The sequence below is a fragment of the Tolypothrix bouteillei VB521301 genome (assembly GCF_000760695.4).
GTDB classification, from domain to species: domain Bacteria; phylum Cyanobacteriota; class Cyanobacteriia; order Cyanobacteriales; family Nostocaceae; genus Scytonema; species Scytonema bouteillei_A.
On sequence record NZ_JHEG04000001.1, the window covers coordinates 2,068,446 to 2,088,313 of the forward strand.

Below are 19,868 nucleotides of genomic sequence, written 5' to 3' on the forward strand. Positions count from 1 at the left end.
CAAGCCCACTATTGATTAGTATTGACATATTTTTCCGAGTTTCACCAATTTTATCAATGCTTTTCCAAGATCGTCAGAGAATCGCATAAATAATAATTTTTTATTATTTCAGTACCTATATTTGAATACTTGATAAGTTGAGTAAAGCTTGCGCGTTCAAGCGATCGCAGAACTAAAACCTTGGCTGATTCGCACAACTGGTAACTGAGTTAGGCGCACTTGACCAATAGGCAAAAACACCAACGGATTCAAAACTCACATGGCAAAGTGTTTTAAACGGGAGAGGGACAGCTATTAAGTTCCCTAAGACTTAGAGCAAGTGATGCGAATTTTGAGAGCAACTTTGATGAACAGCAATTGGGTATCGGTTAACTATAAAGTCTTCCTCAGTTTAAGATTTTTCAAAGATAGCCCGATAAACGGGTTCTCCCTTGTTAAGGGTATATGTTTCCCTTTCTGTAGGAACTGATAGAGGATTTTCTGCTAACCATTCTCCCTTACCATGTCTCACAAAAGCGGAATTAGCTGCAAAGCGATCGCACATTTCGACTGCTAAAAACTCCATATCGGACTGCAAAAAAACAATACCGCCAGGGAGAAGAAATTCTGCAAGTTCTGCGACTAATTCTGGCTGTACCACTCGCCGTTTTGCATGGCGATTTTTAAACCAAGGATCGGGGAATTGAATTGTGACACGTTGTAATCTTGTTTGAGGTAAAGAAGACAAAAGGGGACGGAGTGAGTTGTTGGCGTTGCAGAACAAATAATGAAGGTTTCTCAGCCCTAACTCATCTCGCAACCTATTTGCGTCTGCTACCAATGGTTCCCGAATTTCCAAACCTAAGAAATTCCACATTGGTTCCACTTGTGCCATATTAAGAACAAAGCGTCCCTTAGCACAGCCAATATCTAAATGTAGTGGTAAATTTGGTTGGGCAAAAACCTTTTCCCAATTTGGTGGATTGAGAGGGGTTTGATACTTATGTGCTAGTGGGTTAACGTGTTGGCGGACTCGAATAATTGCCAAAATATTTCTCCTTATTGGTTAGTGGTTAGTTGTTAGAAATTAGCAAATACGTGTTTTTTTATACATAAAAATGGTTGGATGTTAGTCAACAGACAAAGTATTGCGCCCGTACACAGTTGTGGGTAAGTGGTATTTGTCGCCTAATAACCACTAACTACTAACAACTAACCCGTTCTGTATACAAATATTAACGGGGATCGTCGATATATAGTGTAATCAAGTCATGGGGAGTTACAGGCTATACTCAATTTAAAAAGAGTTTTTACACCTGTTTTTAACATCACTATTAGGTCAATGGCTCTAAAATTTCGTTTTGCTGTAGTCAGCGACTTGCACGTTGCAGTTCCCCACACAATCTGGGATCATCCCGATCGCTTTCATTTAGTCGAAGTTAGCATTCCAGCATTTGAAAGCATAATAGAACATCTCACACAACTTGATTTAGATTTCCTTTTACTACCAGGCGACTTAACTCAGCATGGTGAACCAGAAAACCATACATGGTTACAAAACCGTTTGGCACAGTTACCGTTTCCCGCCTATGTTGTTCCTGGCAATCATGATGTTCCAGTTGTGATGGCAAACGAGCAATCAATTGCTTTTTCCAATTTTCCCCATTATTATCGCAAGTTTGGGTATGGTAACACCAATCAACTTTACTACACTTGTCAATTGCTACCAGGAGTGAGGTTAGTTGGCTTAAATTCCAACTTCTTCAATGACCAAGGTAAGCAAATAGGGCGTTTAGATGACAAACAACTGCAATGGTTGGAAGAAGTACTAGCTGCATCCGTTGGCGAACTCGTGCTGGTGATGGTGCATCACAATGTGATTGAACATTTACCCAACCAGTCCCGCCACCTTATGGCAAACCGATATATGTTGGAGAATGCTCCAGAACTATTACACCTGTTACGACAATATGGCGTTAGTTTAGTTTTCACCGGACATTTACACGTTCAGGATGTCGCCTACGCAGACGGAGTGTACGACATAACAACAGGTTCTTTAGTCAGTTATCCACATCCTTATCGTGTTTTAGAGTTTCATCGCAATGATTTCGGTCAAGACTGGTTGCAAATTTTGTCTTATCGAGTAGACTCAGTCCCTAACTTTCCTAATTTACAAACTTCCTCCCGTAAATGGATGGGCGATCGCAGTGTTCCCTTCTTAATCAAGCTGCTCACTGTACCACCGATCAGTTTACCTTTAGCACAAGCAAAAGAGCTAGTTCCCACCTTACGATATTTTTGGGCAAATATGGCTGACGGAGACGCCGTCTTTGACTATCCTGAGTTTCCGCTAGAACTGCGGCGTTATTTTCAGAAATATGGTGCTATTGACTCAAGCGGTACACCCTTTTTCATTGATAACAACACTACGTTGTTAGTTAGCGGTTAATTGCTAATTGCTAATGGCTAATGGCTAATGGCTAATGGCTAATGGCTAATGGCTAATTGCTAATTGCTAATTGTTAATTCAACATCAGCCATTAGCCATTAGCCCTCCCTTGTTCGCCCTCCCTTGTATCTCAGGAGCACAGACGCTATGTGCAAGGCACACGCTTCGCGTTGCGAAGCTATCCCCGCCAGGGCTATACGCGTTGCGAAGCTATGCCCGCAGGGCTATACGGGTTCGCCAGTTACCTACGGCGGGAAACTCGCCTGTAGCACCGGTCTCACCGCCTTCAGGGCTGGACTCACCATTAGCAATTAGCCATTAGCAATTAGCCATTAGCAATTAGCCATTAGCCATTAACAGAACGACAAATTCCAAACACAGAAGTATAATTATGTATCATCGTACTACCCCCCACAGGACCGATCTCGCCGCCACAAAAGAAGCCTGCTAATGGTATATTTTTGATGTAGCGATTGAATAATTGAGAATCAAAATCCGGCTTTCCGTAAAGACCCTCTCCTCTACCAACACAAGAAAACATGAGCGCTCCCACTGCGGCTGCGTCTGAAGAACTGTGTTTTTGATACCTTTGCAGCAAAAATTCTAAATCTTCAGCGGATGCTTGAGCATCGCGTAAGTGAAATTGCAAGCGCTGTCCCGGACGAACGTAGTCGGCGATCGCAATTGCCCCTGCGGATGGTTCTACCCCTAAAATACTTCTTATTAGAAAGTCTCCTGGATGCAATTCTTGCTTGAATTCGTCCATTGCTAAACCAACAAATAAGGAATGTTGTGCTAGCATGCGATCTTCTTCACTCAAATCAGCAATCAAATCTCGCAATACCTTTAACGGTACTTGCTCGTTAAGTTCTAGGATGATATTGCGATCGCCTTTTGTGACTTGGCAAGGGTTCCCAATAGGTCTGCATCCCTGTGCCACAATTGTTTCTAAAACAATATTGCCACTCAGGGCGATGCCAATAGTTCCTTCTCTATAGAGAAGGTCGTTGTAGAAAAGAGCGATCCGCCCTCCCAAACCACCACCACTTGCCTGTCCTCCTATTGTGACTGACCCTGGGTATGCAAAATCTAAACCCTGTAATAAATCGTTGACTCCTGAAGAAAATGAGCCAGACAATAGTATAAATTGCGGCACGGGTGTTGGTGGTACGCCAATCAGATCTATCCACGCATCTGGTGGTCCATCGAGATCCGGTAATTCTTCAGGAACAATATGAAACGGCTTGATATTAACCCCAGGTAGGTGTGCCAAAGTTAAACTGAGTGCGGGTTCTGCTTCCAACTCTTGTGTTTTTCCCCACTGAGTTGTGCCAATCACACCACCACCACTGCAACCTAACAATATAGGTGCTGACAGTTGCTCGTTTAGGAGTGGCAAAAGGCGAGAGTACTCACTCGTAAAAGCAGACGAAATAAACACCAGCCCTAAATCTGGAGGTGCTGTTAGCGATGAGACAGTGCGCTGTACTACATCTGAAACAGCTGCTTCTAAGGAAGGACGGGTTGATAGGGCATTTGCCCACTGCATTTGGTCTGCCATGAGTTTTACACTCTATATTGTTCTTCGGCTTTTGTTGTTAAGTAAGCCAGTTTCTTTTTCTATTTTGGGGACTACTATAACGCATCCTAATAGAATTGATGCGACTTCTTAACTAATCCTCTCAGCAATCTGTTATTTTTTAGAATGATTATACTTTTATAATATTAGTATTTACATCAAGAAGTATTGTATAATTTACAGTTTTTCGGTAACCTTGTAAAACATTAAGACATTATAGATGAATACACTGTTACTATCATAAATGCTGTAATAGTTATGAAGCACAGATCCATTAATTGACAAAATTATTGCACAGACACAGTAAAATAGGGGATGATAGTACGAAAAACTGTCATTTTGAAAATTTTTCTATACTAGTATTGAAAACACGCAACAAGAACTAAGACAATGAGCAACATTCAAGACAAGATCGACCAAGAAGTTGAACAAGCCCGTGCTACATGTGACGTCACAGGTAGCAATTCTGCCGAATGTGCAGCAGCTTGGGATGCAGTGGAAGAACTACAAGCTGAGGCTTCTCACCAACGCCAAGCAAAGCGCAAAACATCCCTAGAGCAATATTGTGATGCCAACCCAGAAGCAGATGAATGCAGAGTTTACGAAGACTAAGAGTTAACTCCATAACTCTTATTTTAGGGCTAGTGGAAACACAACCACAAGCCTTTTACTGAAAATTGTGTGCTTTAATAGCACTTGTGTGTGAATCTCACTCCAACCTTTTTCATCCCGTGTTACAGCAGGGTCTAGAGGAATAGAGTGAGGTTTTATTTTTACAGCGATCTGTGACCGATAGCCAACAAGCAATGAGCAAACTACAAAAAACTGACTAGCTAGTGGGGGATTGAACCTCTTGAGGGAAAACTTAAACTATAGTCATGTGAGTTGAAATGACTTGTCATACTTAATTGGTAATTGGTCCCCGCTCGCTAATATGAGGAAATATTATGCCTGAAGTCTGGTTTCGTCCCCTAGTTTGGATAGACTACCGAGTAGCAGTATTGTTTACAGTTATTTTGCCTGTAATTCTGCTACTTTGGGCTTTTGTACAAAAAGCTGAAGCCATACAACGCTTACTTCTAATTTACTGGAGAGTCGCCAGTTTACTAGCCATTACGATATACTTAATGATTGGTGGATTTGGTGTTAGTTTTATCTCAGGATTGATAGCTCGTATTTTAATTCCCGTTTCATTATGGTTCTGGATAGATCTCAATGATGAAATAGAGTATCAGCCAGACGGACTTCTAAAATTAATTTTTACTTCATGGCGTTGGGGTATCACTGTTTACTGTATTTTAGGTGCATTCGCTTTGATACCTTTCATAGTTTGTGCTTTTTCTGAAACTGCGATCGCAACATCATATTGTCGCGTCTGGTTTGAAGCACCGCTTATGTTTAAAGATTATTTCCATCACGATACAAAACCAGGATTCCTTGGATTTCTTGGCATTCTTGGTTTAGTCATCTACGTGCTTTATTTAAGCTATTTTGTCCTTATTAAGTTAGGAAAGCAAGGACGCTCAGCAACACCTCAATAATTGTGAGTCAGGCGTATCCTCCCTCTATCCCTGACAAAGAAATTCGGTACCTTTGTACTATAAAAGCTGGTTGGAGCCCCAATTTCTTCAAGAAGTTGGGGCTCTAAACTCACTTATTAGCGATTGTCAATAATCTGTTAATTTATGACCCATTCTATTAACAAGCAGTTAGAAAAATACACAACTAAACATCCGCAAGAGGTTTTACTAGTAACAATAGAAGTTGCAGGAGAACAAGACCAAATTGCTATTTTCAAAGGGTTTTCCAGTTCATTAATGCGTCCAACTGCTTTCGATCCCGACATACCCGTAATCCCAAATGACGCAAAAATTATCAAAATCGATCGAGTTGCAAGCCCTTACAATCCAGAAGCCCCACGTTACATTCAGCAAGACATCTCTTGGCAAAACATGGAAGAAATTATGAATTATGAATTATGAATTCAGAAAATAATTCATAATTCATAATTCATAATTCATAATTCCTATGGTTCCTGGATATACTCTTCCTGTCTTTGCTTGTGCGTCTGCTATGGCTGCTTTGCACTGGTTGCATTACCGTCAAGCCGTACTTTCTGTATCAGTAGACTTGATTGAACCTGGCCAAGTGGTAGACATACCTGTAGAACAGGTTGCGGGGTTGTCCGACAATATGGCTTTGGCGATCGCTCGCTCCGATCCTGGAGATAATCTAGATATTACAAGAAACACTCCTATCTGGGCGTTGGTGGAGTTGGGAACACAAGGGAAAGATGGGGAGAAAATAACTATTAAAGGGGGAGAGGGAATTGGAAAAATAGTTGAAACTGGGGGGAAACCTGCTATTTACGCTTACGCTCGCAGGTTGTTGCAAGAGAATTTGCAGCCAATGCTTGCACCGGAAGAAAGAATTACTGTAACAATTATTTTACCAGAAGGCAGATCGCTTGCTCTTCGGACTTCTAACGCTGCTTTTGGTGTTGTTGAAGGTCTCTCTCTACTCGGAACAACAGGGATTTCTCAACCCTTAAGTGCTCCGGGTCAATTGGAAGCTTTTCGAGAACAGTTACAATATAAAGTATCCCGGTTTGATTGTTTGGTGTTTTGTGTTGGTGAAAATGGTTTAGATTTAGCGCGAAAACTAGGGATTGACCGAGAAAAACTGGTAAAAACAGCTAATTGGCTTGGTCCGATGCTTGTAGAAGCAGCTTTACAAAATGTTAAGCAAATCCTATTATTTGGATATCATGGCAAGCTCATAAAACTTGCGGGCGGAATCTTTCACACCCATCATCATCTTGCTGATGGACGTCGGGACATTCTAGTAGCTCATTGTGCTAATGTTGGTCTACCCACTCAAGACTTGCAGGTTGTGTTTAACAGCAGTACAGCAGAAGCAGCTTTGGTTTACCTCCGCTCTTTACATACATCTGGTGGTCATGATTGGGTAGAACGGGTATATACTTCTATTGTGCAAGAAATTGATTCTCGTTCGCGAGATTATATAAAGAACCAGATCGGTGAAGCAGGGACATTACCGTATGTTGGCTCAGTCCTTTTCGATCGCGATCGCAAAGTTATTGTAAAAAGCAAAACTGCACATACTCTCATGGCAAAACTATGTTAATTTAATATGAATAATCTTAAACACTAGCGTTCAATAACTTTTTTTACCAGGTTAGAGTAAGTTTTTTCGTAATCTCACTGCTACGTATAAGGTCTGTACAGTCGCGCAGCAATGTCGCGTCTAGGAAAGAGCTATTTTACCATCACCATCTGGTAAGGCAGAAACTGGTATCAATCAATACCCCCTAGTTGTCAATCTTCATTCAATTTACACCATCCCGTCATGAATACTGCGGTGACTCTACCCACACAACAAGCGCCTCAAACAGAGGAATCTTTGAGGCAACTCAATCGCCAAATCATTGTAATTCTAGACTTCGGTTCTCAATATTCCGAACTGATTGCTCGTCGAATTCGTGAAACACAGGTTTATTCAGAAGTCCTTTCCTATCGCACCACAGCTGAAGCACTACGTCAACTCAATCCCAAGGGAATCATCCTTTCGGGTGGACCAAAGTCAGTGTATGACAACGGCGCTCCCCATTGCGATCCAAAGATATGGGATTTAGGAATTCCTATTTTGGGTGTGTGCTACGGTATGCAACTCATGGTGCAACAAATGGGTGGAGAAGTGGCAAAAGCTGACCGAGGGGAGTACGGAAAAGCCTCTCTACATATAGATGACCCGACAGACCTGCTGACTAATGTCGAAGATGGCACAACTATGTGGATGAGCCACGGGGACTCAGTCATCAATATGCCACCTGGGTTTGAAGTGCTAGCACATACAGAAAATACCCCTTGTGCAGCCATCGCCGAGCACAAGAAAAAACTCTACGGGGTTCAATTTCATCCAGAAGTCGTTCATTCTATTGGTGGATTGGCTTTAATTCGTAACTTTGTGTACCACATATGCGAGTGCGAACCAACTTGGACGACGGCTGCTTTTGTAGAAGAGGCCATTCGAGAAATTCGCGCTAAAGTTGGTGACAAACGTGTATTGCTAGCACTTTCCGGAGGAGTCGATTCTTCTACTTTGGCATTCTTACTGCACAAAGCCATTGGCGACCAATTGACTTGTGTGTTCATCGACCAAGGCTTTATGCGGAAGTACGAGCCGGAGAGATTAATAAAACTGTTCCGAGAGCAGTTTCATATTCCCGTAGAATACGTCAATGCTAGAGAGCGTTTCCTTTCCGCATTGGCTGACGTTACCGACCCTGAAGAAAAGCGTCGGATTATCGGACATGAGTTTATCCGTGCATTTGAAGAAACCTCAAAAACTCTTGGTCCGTTTGATTATTTGGCACAAGGAACCCTCTACCCAGACGTGATCGAATCTGCCGATACTAATGTTGACCCGCAAACTGGGGAACGAGTCGCAGTCAAAATCAAGAGCCATCACAATGTTGGGGGATTGCCTAAAGATTTGAGATTTAAACTGGTGGAACCCCTACGGAAGCTGTTTAAAGATGAAGTCCGTAAAGTCGGACGTGCTATCGGTTTGCCAGAAGAAATCGTACAACGACATCCTTTTCCAGGACCGGGTTTGGCAATTCGCATCTTAGGTGAAGTCACTGCCGAACGCCTGAACATTTTACGCGATGCTGACTTAATCGTGCGTCAAGAAATTAACCAACGTGGTTTGTATCACGATTACTGGCAAGCTTTTGCTGTACTTCTTCCAATTCGCAGTGTGGGAGTCATGGGTGACCAACGTACCTATGCCTATCCCATCGTTTTGCGGATCGTACAAAGTGAAGATGGTATGACAGCAGACTGGGCGCGTGTCCCTTACGATGTTTTAGAAGTGATTTCCAACCGAATTGTTAATGAGGTAAAAGGCGTGAACCGTGTCGTTTACGATATCACTTCCAAGCCACCTGGAACTATAGAGTGGGAATAGGTTAATGGTTAGTGGTTAGTAGTTCGTGGTTTGAATAACCAACAACCAACAACTAACCACTATCAAAAAGTAATGTGACTGGATTGATAAGTTGGTGGTTCGACGTGAATGAGAATTCTAACTGGATGAAACCGTTCTTCTAACCGCCTCTCTACTTCTTCTGTAATTTGATGAGCAGTCTCTACATCTGCTGCATCCACGATTAAGTGCATCTCAATGAAAGCCTGACGACCTAAAACGCCCCGAGAAGCAATATCGTGACAGTTGAGAACACCGGGAACAGAAACTGCGATCGCATGAATGGCTTCCGGTGCGATCGCTATTCTGTCAACTAGCCAGGGTAAATTTTCTGTTAAAACTGTCCAACCACTCCAAAAAACTAACAACGCGACGGGAAAAGCTAAAGCTACATCTATCCATTGAACGCCCAACCATACACCAATCAATCCACCAATAACGGAAATGGTCACCCAAATATCACTCATGGTGTGTTTGGCGTCAGCAATCAGGATCGGGCTACCAACTCTCTGTCCTACACCACGTTCGTAAAAAGCTACAAAAATATTGACTCCTAAAACTATCAGCAGTATCCATAATTCTGATGGTGAGATTCTAACCATCTGACCGCCATGGATGATTCGTTCCACTGCTCCTTGAAGAATTTCAAAACAGGCTATGCCTAAAAAAGCAGAAATCCCTAACGCTCCCACTGCTTCAAATTTTTGGTGTCCGTAAGGATGCTCGCGATCCGGTTTTGGCGAAGAGAACCGACTAGCAACTAATCCTAAAATATTGTTGGCACTATCAGTCACACTGTGCAAGGCATCAGCTTGTAAGCTTAAAGAACCTGTCAAATATCCCACAACAGCTTTCAATGCCATCACAAATATGTTGAGGAATAAAGTAATAATTAAAACTTTTTGTACTGCACCCCTATTATCGTAGGTCATAAAATCAGTCTTTAAATATTTTGTTTTACAACTTACATTGTAAAACTGGGAACATCTAAAGAATGTTGCAAACCCTTACGTAATTTCAAGTTAAATCCCGGTAACATGAATTATTTAGACGTTTTGATAGAAAACTCATGTCCGGAAATTTAACACTGAATCTAGTTGAAGGTTCTGTCTCTTTTAGTTTTTCACTGGAAGCAGCACGAGAACTTAAGGCGACCCTTGACCAGTTAACGCACAGTCTTAAAGTCGTCTCTGCTAAAAGTGCGTCTGGTAGTAGTAAGCCTACACCACAATCTCCTATGGAATATCGATATACAGGAGAAGTGTTTCTAGAAATTTTTTGCAATCCTAATATTTGGCCTTCTCCCTTCGCCGCTAAAGTTTTGTTAACTATCCGTGACCTTAATATTCGCTTAACAACAGAAGCTGAACTGACCCGAGTTATTGAGGATGTGAATCAGTATTTAGAGAGGGAGTAGACGGTTGGGGGTTGGGAGACAAGGAGAAATCGTGTATTTCCCAATCCAAAATCTAAAATACCCATAAAGTAATTACACCCGATACAGCCACGCTTCAAAGACTGGTTGCTCGAAACGGCTGTATGCGGGTGTATTTCAGGGAATTTTATAAAAACATTAGTACATATGTATTTAGCAGACGTGGAATATTTTCTTTTCCGGATAGTTGTGGGTTGTCGATGTAGTAGAGAATGTCATTCAACAAAAAGATGAAGTCTCTTTCCATCTAAATCACGCTTACCCGAAATCAGTTCCTAATCCATACATCGGAGCGAAAACCGATCAGTCGTTTTCCCATTGTTCGCGACCAATCAGATCGGCGATGCGATCGCGTAATAAAAAATCACACTTTTCCAATTCGCATTCAATGCAGACCCATTCTCTAGCTGGAATATACTGGCACAGGGTGTAGATTGGCTGCTGTCTGCTAACCAAGCCCCTTTGAACTAACCGCCGTGCTTCCTCTTGTATCACGTCTAAAGAATAGTAACTGATAGAAGGCACCGTATTCACACTCATGATTTTTTGCTCACAGATTAACACGTAAGTAGTATTCCCAAAATTAGTTAGGAACAAACATCACCGGAAATAAAAGACTAGTTGCTACAGTTTTGTAGTTTTATATACGGAACTATTTTCATTTTGACGCTACACATCCTCAAATTATATGAAGAAATGTTAAAATTGTCAAAGTTCTCTGACATTTTCCAAGTTTGGCGTACACACGGGGTAAATATGGTAGTGCATTTGTCCAATACAGGTTGGATAAATCATAAATTACAAGAATAAGGGCATACGGCAGAAAGTCGAAGATGTTGAATGTTTCCAAAAAGTCAGTACGGGCGTTCTTTACCATAGGGTTCAATATCCATCCTCTAGAAATAAGGATGAAAAAGGTAAGAAACTTTAGGTAAAACCTTTTTCCACGCAACAAAGAGGCTACTTCTGCTCTGGTTACATACTCAACAAAGTACGTAAGGTACTCTCTCCACTCTTTTGTCTTTGTTTAGCAGAAAATACGCTTGAAACAATTGCTGGGATAGTGAGTATAAAGTGTTGCAAAACACAAAAGCTACCCTACAACACAAAGGTTCATTAGTCATGACTTATTAATATTTTCTTAAGGAAAACTGTTGCGACTTTGGTAGTTTGGGTAACTGACGGAATCAACAAACACAAAACTCACATTGACTACTACATGAGAAGTTTGCCTCCAAGTTAGCAATGGCTTGAGTTTAGCAATCAAGAGTCTAAGTTTCATATTCCATTTGAAATAAGTCTTTTTACTCTGAGACAGTGTTGATAAGTTTCCAAAGTTTTGTTGCCTTATATAACTTTTATGAGCGTCTGTGATTCTTGCTTTTCTGCTCTATTGCCTTTTTTCAAGTTATTTAGCGATCGCATCATGATTAAATAAGCGCTGGCTCTCTTAACGGTTAACTATTAATATATCTTATGTGTTTCACTCCTTAGCCTTGAATTTTATATATATCAACATTGAAACAGACGCGAAGGCTTCGCGTCTGTAAAATGTTTGGCTAATATACCATAAGTTGATTGTTGTTCACGTTACTTAATCTTTTAGATTAAGATTCTTCATCTTTATCGTAATTGTTTTCTCGCTCGGGCTTCCGTTCTTCCTGCAATCGGTTTAAGAGTGACAGCACTTTAGTACCGCGTTCTATAGAACGATCTTCAATAAAGACGACTTCTGGAGTGCGACGCAGGCGAACTCTTGCACCTAGTTCGCTGCGGACATAACCTGTCGCCGACTTTAGCCCAGCCATTGTTTCTGCTTTGGCTTCCTCCGAACCATATATACTGACGTAGATTTTGGCGTGCTGCAAATCACCAGAAACATCAACGTCAGTGACACTTACCATTCCTGTACCCACACGGTCATCCTTAATCCCGTTGAGCAGCATTTGGCTAACTTCCCGTTTTATCAATTCAGCAACTCGGGAAACACGGCGATCTGTAGCCATAACAATTTATCTCCTCACAAGAGGTTGTAATGATGAAAATATCTCTAAACTTCAGACTAAACTGAGCTTAAGCCCAGCATTGCGCGCAAAGTCAGAGTGACGAAAACAAGACTAGCTCCAAAAAATCCCAAAAGAGCGACTAAGGTAACTGGGCGTTTAAATAACGGTATCAAAGGCGAAAATGCGTTTAACACGACTCCTAAGAGAATAGTCACCAAGTAACGGGGATATCTAAAGACGTTTGCCCAAAATCCTTCAAACATTTGATTTGAGATGGTTTTGATATAAGATGTAGGTTGGTTTCTCCCTATAATCTTATCTTAATACAGCGAGCGGGAACCAGTAAGCCGTTGATTTTTCTATTTTAAAGTAGTGTATTTTAATATAAATAAATTTTTTCTACCAATAATGGTGGCAGTACTGTATGTGTAACTGGATGTCGCAGAAATTGCTCGGACAAATCTTTGGGTAATAGGCATTTAGCACCCTATTTTTATTTGATAAATCTCATAAAATGAATATTTTAAAATTAAAGAAATTTGATAATAATTTTTATATATTTTTTGGGTTTAATTTGATTCGTTTCAGTTTTTTACTTCCCTTTATACCCCCGCTTCCTAATTTAAGTTTCTATCAATTAAGAGACAAATTATACTATTTTGAAAAGAGACTACAAAATATATTGTTTGAAACTAAGATTCAACAAAGCAGTCGCAATCCCTAATATTAAATAGTAAGATTGGCGGGGGAAATAGAGAAGAATTGGAGTTAAACTGAAAGGTATCCAAGGTATAATAAACATTTAAACAAACAGGATAAAGTCAGAAATAAATTGGTTAAGCTTGCGTTCATAAAGTAGATGCAAATAACCATGACTTTAACCGGGCTGAATTTCAGTGTTTCCGTTCCGAATATCCCATGCAAGTTCTAACAGTTGAGTCCAGCGCTTTTGTAGTTGTTTGGGGGTACATTTAACAGCTTTAGCGATCGCTTGGTCGCTTTGCTTTTCAGCTTTGAGGTCTAGTATTTGGCGTTGCTGTTCGGTTAATTGGCTTAAAAATATATCCCACTGTTGAGATGATAAACCCAACTTTTGCTCCAACCCAGCGCCGAGCCATTGATGTACCAATTGCCAGTGGTGTTGTTTTGCGAACTTTTCCACATGATATTTAAAACGCTGTTGTAAATAATCTCTCTGACGACTGGTAAGACCGAGAATTTGATCGATTTCTGGAGCAGAAAAATCTTGTAATTTTAATGTTAAGTAATCGACACAGTCAGATTGTCCTTGCGATTCTAAGTATTTTACTAATTCCGAAATGACGCGATCGCGCTCGGATTCCTCAGCGGGATCGAAGCTCGGTTGTGCAATCATTTGAGAACGTACTTGTTGAACTGCCGAATTCCGTTGGTAAGATTCGGAATCTTCAGTTTTGCCAGACTCAACTGCCCTTTCAATATCAACTGTTGTTTCTTGAGGTAGACGGCGAGCAAAACCTTGAGCACGCAGTATCACAAGCTGTTGATTGGCACCACCAGGTAAGTTAATGCGACGCTTGGCATACTGTTCGGTAAACGCCATGTATTCTGCCAGTTCTAATTGAGTCCGAGGTGTGTAATCTTCAGCTAATTCGTTTTCCCGACGGAAAGCTTTAATTGCTTCCAAATAAAACGCTTGCAGAAAGTCTTCAATTAGGTTGTAACGGGCATCAAATCCTAAATCGGAGTTAGGTGTGGCAACGTGGCGATAAACCATAGCACCCAGTTGGCTGTGTAATTCTACCCGACCTTTTTTTGAACCTAATTGGTAGTAATGCAGGCATTTATGCAACCGATGTCTAGCTAAAGTGACTAACCAAGACGTAACTTGTCCGGAAGTTTTAATACGAGAACTTTTTTCACAAATACGTTCTACCTCTCGGGCTATGCGCTTTGCTACAGCTTCCATGCAATCCAGTGATGTTTTCACCTCAGGTTGCATATCCTGACACAACATTTGCACCAAAGCATTTGTATCAATTGTTTGGGATTGTTCTGTAGAAGCTTCGCGATTGAAATCTGGTGTTGGGGTAGGTAGATTGGCGAGGTTAGCTTTCATGATGTTTCTGGGAGTGGTATAGCACCGTAAGGACAAAGCATAAACAGCGCTGAGGTGTCAAGCTTCTACTGACGAATAACTTACATATTCTTCATATGTCAAGAACCGCCATCAGCACTGCTTACATATAAGACTGTAGAGCATCCGGAAAAGTTACAGGGATTGCATTGTGTCGCTTCGTTCACAAGCCACCAGATACTCAGTGGCATGCAATTCTCTACAGCCAAATTAAAATGGCTCTAACCTGAACTCTGTAAGGCTTTTGACCCAATTGAGTGACTGGCACTTTCAGCTTAACAAGTATGACAATCGTAAAACTGGAGCGCTAAACCTTCAAAATCCGAAATCGTCAGATGAAGTAGTGATGTATAAAGCTTATACTAGCGTTGCAGCTTTTTCCCAACCCAAACCTTGTCTTGTGAGAACTGGTCGTTCTCCTGTCAAGTCTAAAATGGTAGAGACTTCATAAGTGGGTTCCTCGCCAGTATCCACAATCACATCTACCAGTTTATCCAAGCGATCGAACATTTCTACGCGGGAGAGGAAAGGGTCTGTTCCTACCTCAAGCAACTCATCAACATCATCTGAAGGCACGTGGGCTGAAGTGGAAATAATTGGGTTTTCTAATGCCATTAGCAGTGCCAAGCAAACGGTGTGATTTGGGACTCTAATTCCAGTCGTTTTCCGTTTCGGATTTTGTACCAACCTCGGTACTAACTTAGTCGCAGGTAGTAAAAACGTATACGGACCGGGAATCAGACGCTTCATAATTCGATAAGCTGTATCCTTTACAAAAGCATACGTGGTGACATTTGAGAGAGAGGGGCACAAAAATGTTAGCGGTTTATCATTTGCTAACTGTTTGATCTGCCGCACTCGCTCCACTGCTGACTTAACATTTAGATCGCATCCAATCGCATAAACCGTGTCAGTAGGATAAAGCATCACCGCGCCGCGTCGCAATTCTGCTTGTATCTCTTCTATTCGTCGAGATTGCGGATTATCAGGATGAACTGGAAAAATTTTTGCCATAAGAGATAAATAAGGGTTGTTGGTGGTTGTTAGTTGTTAGTGGTGAGTAGGTGGTGGGATGAGTGCTGTCTTCTGCTTGCAACTTCTCTCCTCCATAGGGAACTGGCAGAAAAAGAGGGTTAGTGATAGTTTGTGTACGGGCGCAAAGCAATGTGCCTCAACTAACCCTTCGGGTATCTCCGAGAGGAGATGTGCAAGGCATATAGCTTCGCTTATTGCCCTTACGGGCAAAGCCTACAGCATCGTGCAATGTCCGGGCATAAGAAATACGCAATGCCCTTAGCTATACCCGCACGGGGCTATATGCCAGTCCCCCATGCAAGGAGACCTTTTTACAGGGCTAGACTTACTATTAACCACCAAAGACTAACAACTAACAACTAACTACTAAACTAATGACTAAAATTGCTTATTTTCAGTGCCCAACGGGTATTTCAGGTGATATGTGCTTGGGCAGTTTGGTGAGCCTGGGCGTTCCTTTAGAGTACTTAACTGAAAACTTAAACAAGTTAGGAATTGAGGGTGAGTACCAGATCGAGGCAGAACTAGTCCTTCGCAACGGTCAACAGGCTACGAAAGTTCATGTGAACTTAACAAAGCACCATCACCATGACTCCCAACACAGCCACCATCACGGACGCCACTTACCTGAAATCCGCGAGATGATTTTAAAGGCTGAGTTACCATCACGTGCCAAAGCATGGAGTTTGGCCGTATTTCAACAATTGGCGGTAGCCGAAGGATTAGTGCATGGTGTTCCTCCCGAAAACGTTCATTTTCACGAAGTAGGTGCAATAGATGCAATTGTAGATATTGTTGGCACTTGTTTGGGACTAGATTGGCTTTTAATTGAAAGCAATGAGAAAGAATTGCCCTTACTATACTGTTCGCCCCAACCAGTCGGTGGAGGAACTGTCAAAGCAGCACACGGTCAGATGGCAGTGCCAGTACCAGCCGTCTTGAAATTGTGGGAAATGCGCGGTTGTCCGGTGTATAGCAACGGCATTGAACGGGAATTGGTGACACCAACTGGAGCTGCAATTGTCACAACCCTTGCAGTCAACTTTGGCTCGCCACCCCCAATGACCATCAAACAAGTAGGATTGGGAGCAGGTTCTATAAATTTACCAATACCAAATATTTTACGCTTGTGGATCGGTGAAGCAGATGTTTCCCACAGTCCAAGTTTAGAAACGATCGCAATTTTGGAAACCCAAATAGATGACTTGAACCCGCAAGCGATCGGCTACTTATTTGACACCTTGTTTGCAGCTGGTGCAGTGGATGTTTTTACCCAACCCATTGGCATGAAAAAATCCCGGACGGGAATTTTGCTAACTGTTATTTGCCATCCCGAGAATTTATCTAACTGTGAAACAATTTTGTTTCGTGAAACTACGACTCTAGGAATTCGCCGTTCTACTCAACAACGTGCCATTCTCTCAAGAGAAATTCAACCAATAGAGATTGAATATGGTACGGTACGTGTTAAAGTCGCATGGACGGGTCAGGAAAAAGATAAAGCCATTTCTAACGTACAACCGGAATACGAAGACTGTGCAGAATTAGCAAGAAAGAACAATATTTCCTGGCGGGAAATTCACCGACTGGCATTAAACCAGTGGTATGTTCAGCATAAAAACCAGTAGAGACACGTTATAACAACGCATCTCTACTGGTTATGGAGAGCGATCGCGAATCACTGTTTAGTCAACAGCATCTCTGATAGCATTACCTGCTTCTGCAGCTTTATTCCGAGTATTTCTACCCAAATCGCTAGCCGCATTGCCAGTATTTTCTTTGATGTTCTCAATGCCTCTTTGGGTTCCCTTGATAAAATCACTGGTGGTTTTTTGAGCTTTATCTGCTGTTCTTTCACCACCTTCTCTTAGGGTGTCACCAAAATCTTTGGCATTCTCATTCTTTTTACCAAGAATGCGACGACCAACTTCTCCTACGTTGCTGGATTCGTCAATGACGTTGCGCTCAGCATTCTCTTTGAGATATTCAGCTCTAGCTTTCACGTTAGCTGATTGATTTCTGGGGTCTACATCGCTAAAGTTATTCATTCCGCCCTCATAGGGAGATAGCTGATTCTCTCCCTTGGGTACGTATACATTGGAATTAGGTCTTGCAGACTGTTCTCCCACGATTTGATGAGGTATTTCCCTGCTTTGATTAGGTGTTGTTGCAACTGCAGAATCACAAGCCTGTGTTAAGAACAGGATTGCACTTGCAACAAAAGCTGTTAAAACTTTCAGGGGACGCAAATTTTTCAACACAGCAACTACTCTTCTCATAGTGCTACTCCTTGCAATGAGTGTACTTAATTTAAACTTCCGTCAGAAAGCGGTTAGCAATGCAGTCATTGACTGTTTGCAATTCACTATCGACTACTTACCGACTGCTGGATTCTTTTGCAATTCCGGTCTCTGAGATGCTTCATCTGCTTTGTCGTTGATGAATCCTGAGGCATCTTGGAATGCTTTTCCAACAGTATCAAGTCTGTCTTTAGCGCGTTCTACAACGCTCGACTCACGCTGAATTAAACCACCTGGTTCGGGCTGTTGAAAGTCTTTAGCAGATTTGATAGGCAATTCTGCTTCTTTATAAGCTCTACCTTCTGGTGTTTCAGCACCAGGATAAAGTTTGACTTCCTTATTAACAGCTGTTGCGACTATTGATGGTGACTTTAGCTGTAAGCTCGATTGGTCTAGCCCAGATTTGGACATCTTTGAATTCGTATATTTATCCCCACCACCTTTATAAGGGTTGTTTGCACCACCAGCTTGTACGGCGGGGTTTTTTGGATTCGCACCTTGAACGTCTGCATTACTGCAAGCAGTGCTTACTATCAACAATAGACCAGCCAAAAATACAGTTAAAATCTGGCGCAGCCGCAGTTTGTTTAAAAAAGCTGTTAAACGGTTCACCAATTCCTCCTTGTAACCTCCAACAAGTAACAATAGGACTTCAGAAAATTCCTTCACTCAAAATTTTTCTATGAAGGAACTTTTCGTTTTCGCTTTGTTGTTGCTTGCCTAAGATTTGCAATATTTGACCAACAGGTACTAAGATTACAGAGAAAATGGCAATTCTTTCCTCTAGCAAAGGTCTCATTTCTTTTAACGCTGCTTTGCTCTTCTTCTCTAACTTAAGAAGGATATAAGCTATTGTCATTTTCTAGAATTTCTTTTACATATAAAAGGCTTCGCTTCGATAGCGATACAGAATCTTTAGTTATGAATTTATGTAAACAACGTTACAAGATCCCCGCCTTTTTTAAGAAATCTAGGGAGTTAACCCACGTCAAAGTATTTGTATAATTATCAAAACTATCAGTTAATTTACTAATTACTAAAATGATAAAGCGGATTTTACGCTGGGTAATTTTGGGTGGAACTTTATTTTTTTTAGCAAAAGCCCTTAAGGATAATTGGCAAGGGGTTGCGGCTGTTAATATTGATGCTTTGGGTTGGGCAATTCTAGCGATTGCAACAGGTATAACATTACTGGCACACATTTGGGCAGGTTGGATTTGGGCTTGGGTTCTTCAAGATTTAAATCAACCTATACGTTCTTCTGAATTTGTTCAAGTCTACTTAAAAACAAATATCGCTAAATATATACCGGGTAATGTTTGGCATTACTATGGACGAATCCTCGCAGCCAAAAATGCTAGTATCTCTGTAGAAATTGCAACTCTCAGTGTTTTGTTAGAACCACTGCTCATGGCTGCGGCTGCTTTAATTATTTTTTTGCTTACCAGTCAATCTATAGTTAGCGAATCGACCCTCTACTTGCACATAATACAACTTTTTTGCTTGCTGGGAGTTCTTTGCGTACTTCATCCGAAGTTTTTAAACTTTGGAATTGCCATCGTACAACGCTTGAAGGTCAAAAAGTCAGATTCTACTCCAACCTCAACTCCCACTCTTCAGCATTACCCGTGGCGACCTTTGTTAGGAGAACTGGGTTTTGTCGTTTTGCGTGCTTTTGGTTTTGTTTTAACTCTTTTTGCTCTAAGCCCTTTATATTGGAATCATATACCTTTGTTGTTGGGAGCTTTTAGCTTTTCTTGGTTGTTAGGGTTTATTATTCCGGGTGCGCCTGGTGGCTTGGGAGTATTTGAAGCCACTGCGATCGCACTCTTACAGTCTCATTTTCCACCCTCTTTAGTCATTAGTGCTGTTGGTCTTTATCGCCTTATTAGTATTTTTGCTGAAACTGTAGGAGCTACTTTAGCATGGCTTGATAAACGTTTTTCGTTGTAATCGATC

Annotated in this window: 20 protein-coding genes; 9 read left to right on the forward strand and 11 right to left on the reverse strand. The window is 41.5% G+C overall.

Annotated features, from left to right (window positions below):
- Window positions 1-391: 391 nt before the first annotated feature.
- Window positions 392-1,027, reverse strand: a complete 636-nt coding sequence (trmB, locus tag HC643_RS08295; RefSeq protein ID WP_038084102.1) for a tRNA (guanosine(46)-N7)-methyltransferase TrmB — start codon at window positions 1,025-1,027, stop codon at window positions 392-394.
- Between the two features lie 294 nt (window positions 1,028-1,321).
- Between trmB and HC643_RS08300 the strand changes: the two genes are divergently transcribed.
- Window positions 1,322-2,428 (forward strand): metallophosphoesterase family protein, encoded by a 1,107-nt coding sequence (locus HC643_RS08300; RefSeq protein ID WP_050046277.1) that lies wholly within the window; start codon window positions 1,322-1,324, stop codon window positions 2,426-2,428.
- 346 nt (window positions 2,429-2,774) lie between these two features.
- Here HC643_RS08300 and HC643_RS08305 read toward each other — a convergent pair whose 3' ends face one another.
- Window positions 2,775-3,989: an FIST signal transduction protein gene (locus tag HC643_RS08305; RefSeq protein WP_038072407.1), complete on the reverse strand. Its 1,215-nt coding sequence runs from the start codon at window positions 3,987-3,989 to the stop codon at window positions 2,775-2,777.
- 408 nt (window positions 3,990-4,397) lie between these two features.
- On the opposite strand from HC643_RS08305, the gene HC643_RS08310 reads away from it, so the two are divergent.
- From HC643_RS08310 to guaA, 5 genes are all read left to right on the forward strand, one after another.
- Window positions 4,398-4,619 carry a Calvin cycle protein CP12 gene (locus HC643_RS08310; protein ID WP_038072409.1) on the forward strand — a complete coding sequence of 74 codons (222 nt, stop codon included), beginning with the start codon at window positions 4,398-4,400 and terminating at the stop codon, window positions 4,617-4,619.
- Window positions 4,620-4,954: 335 nt separating this feature from the next.
- The gene (locus HC643_RS08315) at window positions 4,955-5,548 is read left to right on the forward strand and encodes a DUF3177 family protein (RefSeq protein ID WP_038072411.1); all 594 of its coding nucleotides are present in this window, start codon (window positions 4,955-4,957) and stop codon (window positions 5,546-5,548) included.
- Window positions 5,549-5,692: 144 nt separating this feature from the next.
- Window positions 5,693-5,989 carry a DUF7734 family protein gene (locus HC643_RS08320; protein WP_038072413.1) on the forward strand — a complete coding sequence of 99 codons (297 nt, stop codon included), beginning with the start codon at window positions 5,693-5,695 and terminating at the stop codon, window positions 5,987-5,989.
- Between the two features lie 46 nt (window positions 5,990-6,035).
- Window positions 6,036-7,154: a cobalt-precorrin-5B (C(1))-methyltransferase CbiD gene (gene cbiD, locus HC643_RS08325; RefSeq protein WP_038072416.1), complete on the forward strand. Its 1,119-nt coding sequence runs from the start codon at window positions 6,036-6,038 to the stop codon at window positions 7,152-7,154.
- Between the two features lie 222 nt (window positions 7,155-7,376).
- On the forward strand, window positions 7,377-8,999 hold the full coding sequence (guaA, locus tag HC643_RS08330; protein WP_038072417.1) for a glutamine-hydrolyzing GMP synthase: 1,623 nt from the start codon (window positions 7,377-7,379) through the stop codon (window positions 8,997-8,999).
- Window positions 9,000-9,061: 62 nt separating this feature from the next.
- Here guaA and cdf31 read toward each other — a convergent pair whose 3' ends face one another.
- Window positions 9,062-9,949 (reverse strand): CDF family zinc efflux transporter Cdf31, encoded by an 888-nt coding sequence (gene cdf31, locus HC643_RS08335; protein ID WP_038072419.1) that lies wholly within the window; start codon window positions 9,947-9,949, stop codon window positions 9,062-9,064.
- Window positions 9,950-10,086: 137 nt separating this feature from the next.
- Between cdf31 and HC643_RS08340 the strand changes: the two genes are divergently transcribed.
- Window positions 10,087-10,434, forward strand: coding sequence for a hypothetical protein (locus tag HC643_RS08340; protein WP_038072421.1), 348 nt, complete (start codon window positions 10,087-10,089; stop codon window positions 10,432-10,434).
- 321 nt (window positions 10,435-10,755) lie between these two features.
- On the opposite strand, the gene HC643_RS08345 is transcribed toward HC643_RS08340, so the two are convergent.
- The 5 genes from HC643_RS08345 to HC643_RS08365 form a co-directional block, all read right to left on the reverse strand.
- Window positions 10,756-10,992, reverse strand: a complete 237-nt coding sequence (locus HC643_RS08345) for a DUF4327 family protein (protein WP_017749881.1) — start codon at window positions 10,990-10,992, stop codon at window positions 10,756-10,758.
- A 1,067-nt stretch (window positions 10,993-12,059) separates the two neighbouring features.
- On the reverse strand, window positions 12,060-12,458 hold the full coding sequence (rbfA, locus tag HC643_RS08350) for a 30S ribosome-binding factor RbfA (protein WP_038072423.1): 399 nt from the start codon (window positions 12,456-12,458) through the stop codon (window positions 12,060-12,062).
- 56 nt (window positions 12,459-12,514) lie between these two features.
- A complete protein-coding gene (locus HC643_RS08355) occupies window positions 12,515-12,721 on the reverse strand; it encodes a DUF751 family protein (RefSeq protein WP_050046276.1) in 207 nt (68 codons plus the stop codon).
- A 614-nt stretch (window positions 12,722-13,335) separates the two neighbouring features.
- Entirely contained in the window at window positions 13,336-14,556 is a 1,221-nt protein-coding gene (locus HC643_RS08360; RefSeq protein WP_038072426.1) for a HetZ-related protein, read from the reverse strand.
- Between the two features lie 375 nt (window positions 14,557-14,931).
- Window positions 14,932-15,588 (reverse strand): L-threonylcarbamoyladenylate synthase, encoded by a 657-nt coding sequence (locus tag HC643_RS08365; protein WP_038072428.1) that lies wholly within the window; start codon window positions 15,586-15,588, stop codon window positions 14,932-14,934.
- A 395-nt stretch (window positions 15,589-15,983) separates the two neighbouring features.
- Here HC643_RS08365 and larC point away from each other — a divergent pair, with 395 nt between their 5' ends.
- Window positions 15,984-17,237: a nickel pincer cofactor biosynthesis protein LarC gene (gene larC / locus HC643_RS08370; RefSeq protein WP_038072430.1), complete on the forward strand. Its 1,254-nt coding sequence runs from the start codon at window positions 15,984-15,986 to the stop codon at window positions 17,235-17,237.
- A 57-nt stretch (window positions 17,238-17,294) separates the two neighbouring features.
- Here the strand turns inward: larC and HC643_RS08375 are convergent, their stop codons facing one another.
- The 3 genes from HC643_RS08375 to HC643_RS08385 all read right to left on the reverse strand — a co-directional run bounded on the left by HC643_RS08375 (window position 17,295) and on the right by HC643_RS08385 (window position 18,768).
- Window positions 17,295-17,888, reverse strand: a complete 594-nt coding sequence (locus HC643_RS08375) for a hypothetical protein (RefSeq protein WP_038072431.1) — start codon at window positions 17,886-17,888, stop codon at window positions 17,295-17,297.
- 93 nt (window positions 17,889-17,981) lie between these two features.
- Window positions 17,982-18,521 (reverse strand): DUF6658 family protein, encoded by a 540-nt coding sequence (locus HC643_RS08380; RefSeq protein WP_038072451.1) that lies wholly within the window; start codon window positions 18,519-18,521, stop codon window positions 17,982-17,984.
- 40 nt (window positions 18,522-18,561) lie between these two features.
- Window positions 18,562-18,768, reverse strand: a complete 207-nt coding sequence (locus tag HC643_RS08385; protein WP_038072433.1) for a hypothetical protein — start codon at window positions 18,766-18,768, stop codon at window positions 18,562-18,564.
- 182 nt (window positions 18,769-18,950) lie between these two features.
- On the opposite strand from HC643_RS08385, the gene HC643_RS08390 reads away from it, so the two are divergent.
- On the forward strand, window positions 18,951-19,862 hold the full coding sequence (locus HC643_RS08390) for a lysylphosphatidylglycerol synthase domain-containing protein (RefSeq protein ID WP_038072435.1): 912 nt from the start codon (window positions 18,951-18,953) through the stop codon (window positions 19,860-19,862).
- Window positions 19,863-19,868: the final 6 nt, after the last annotated feature.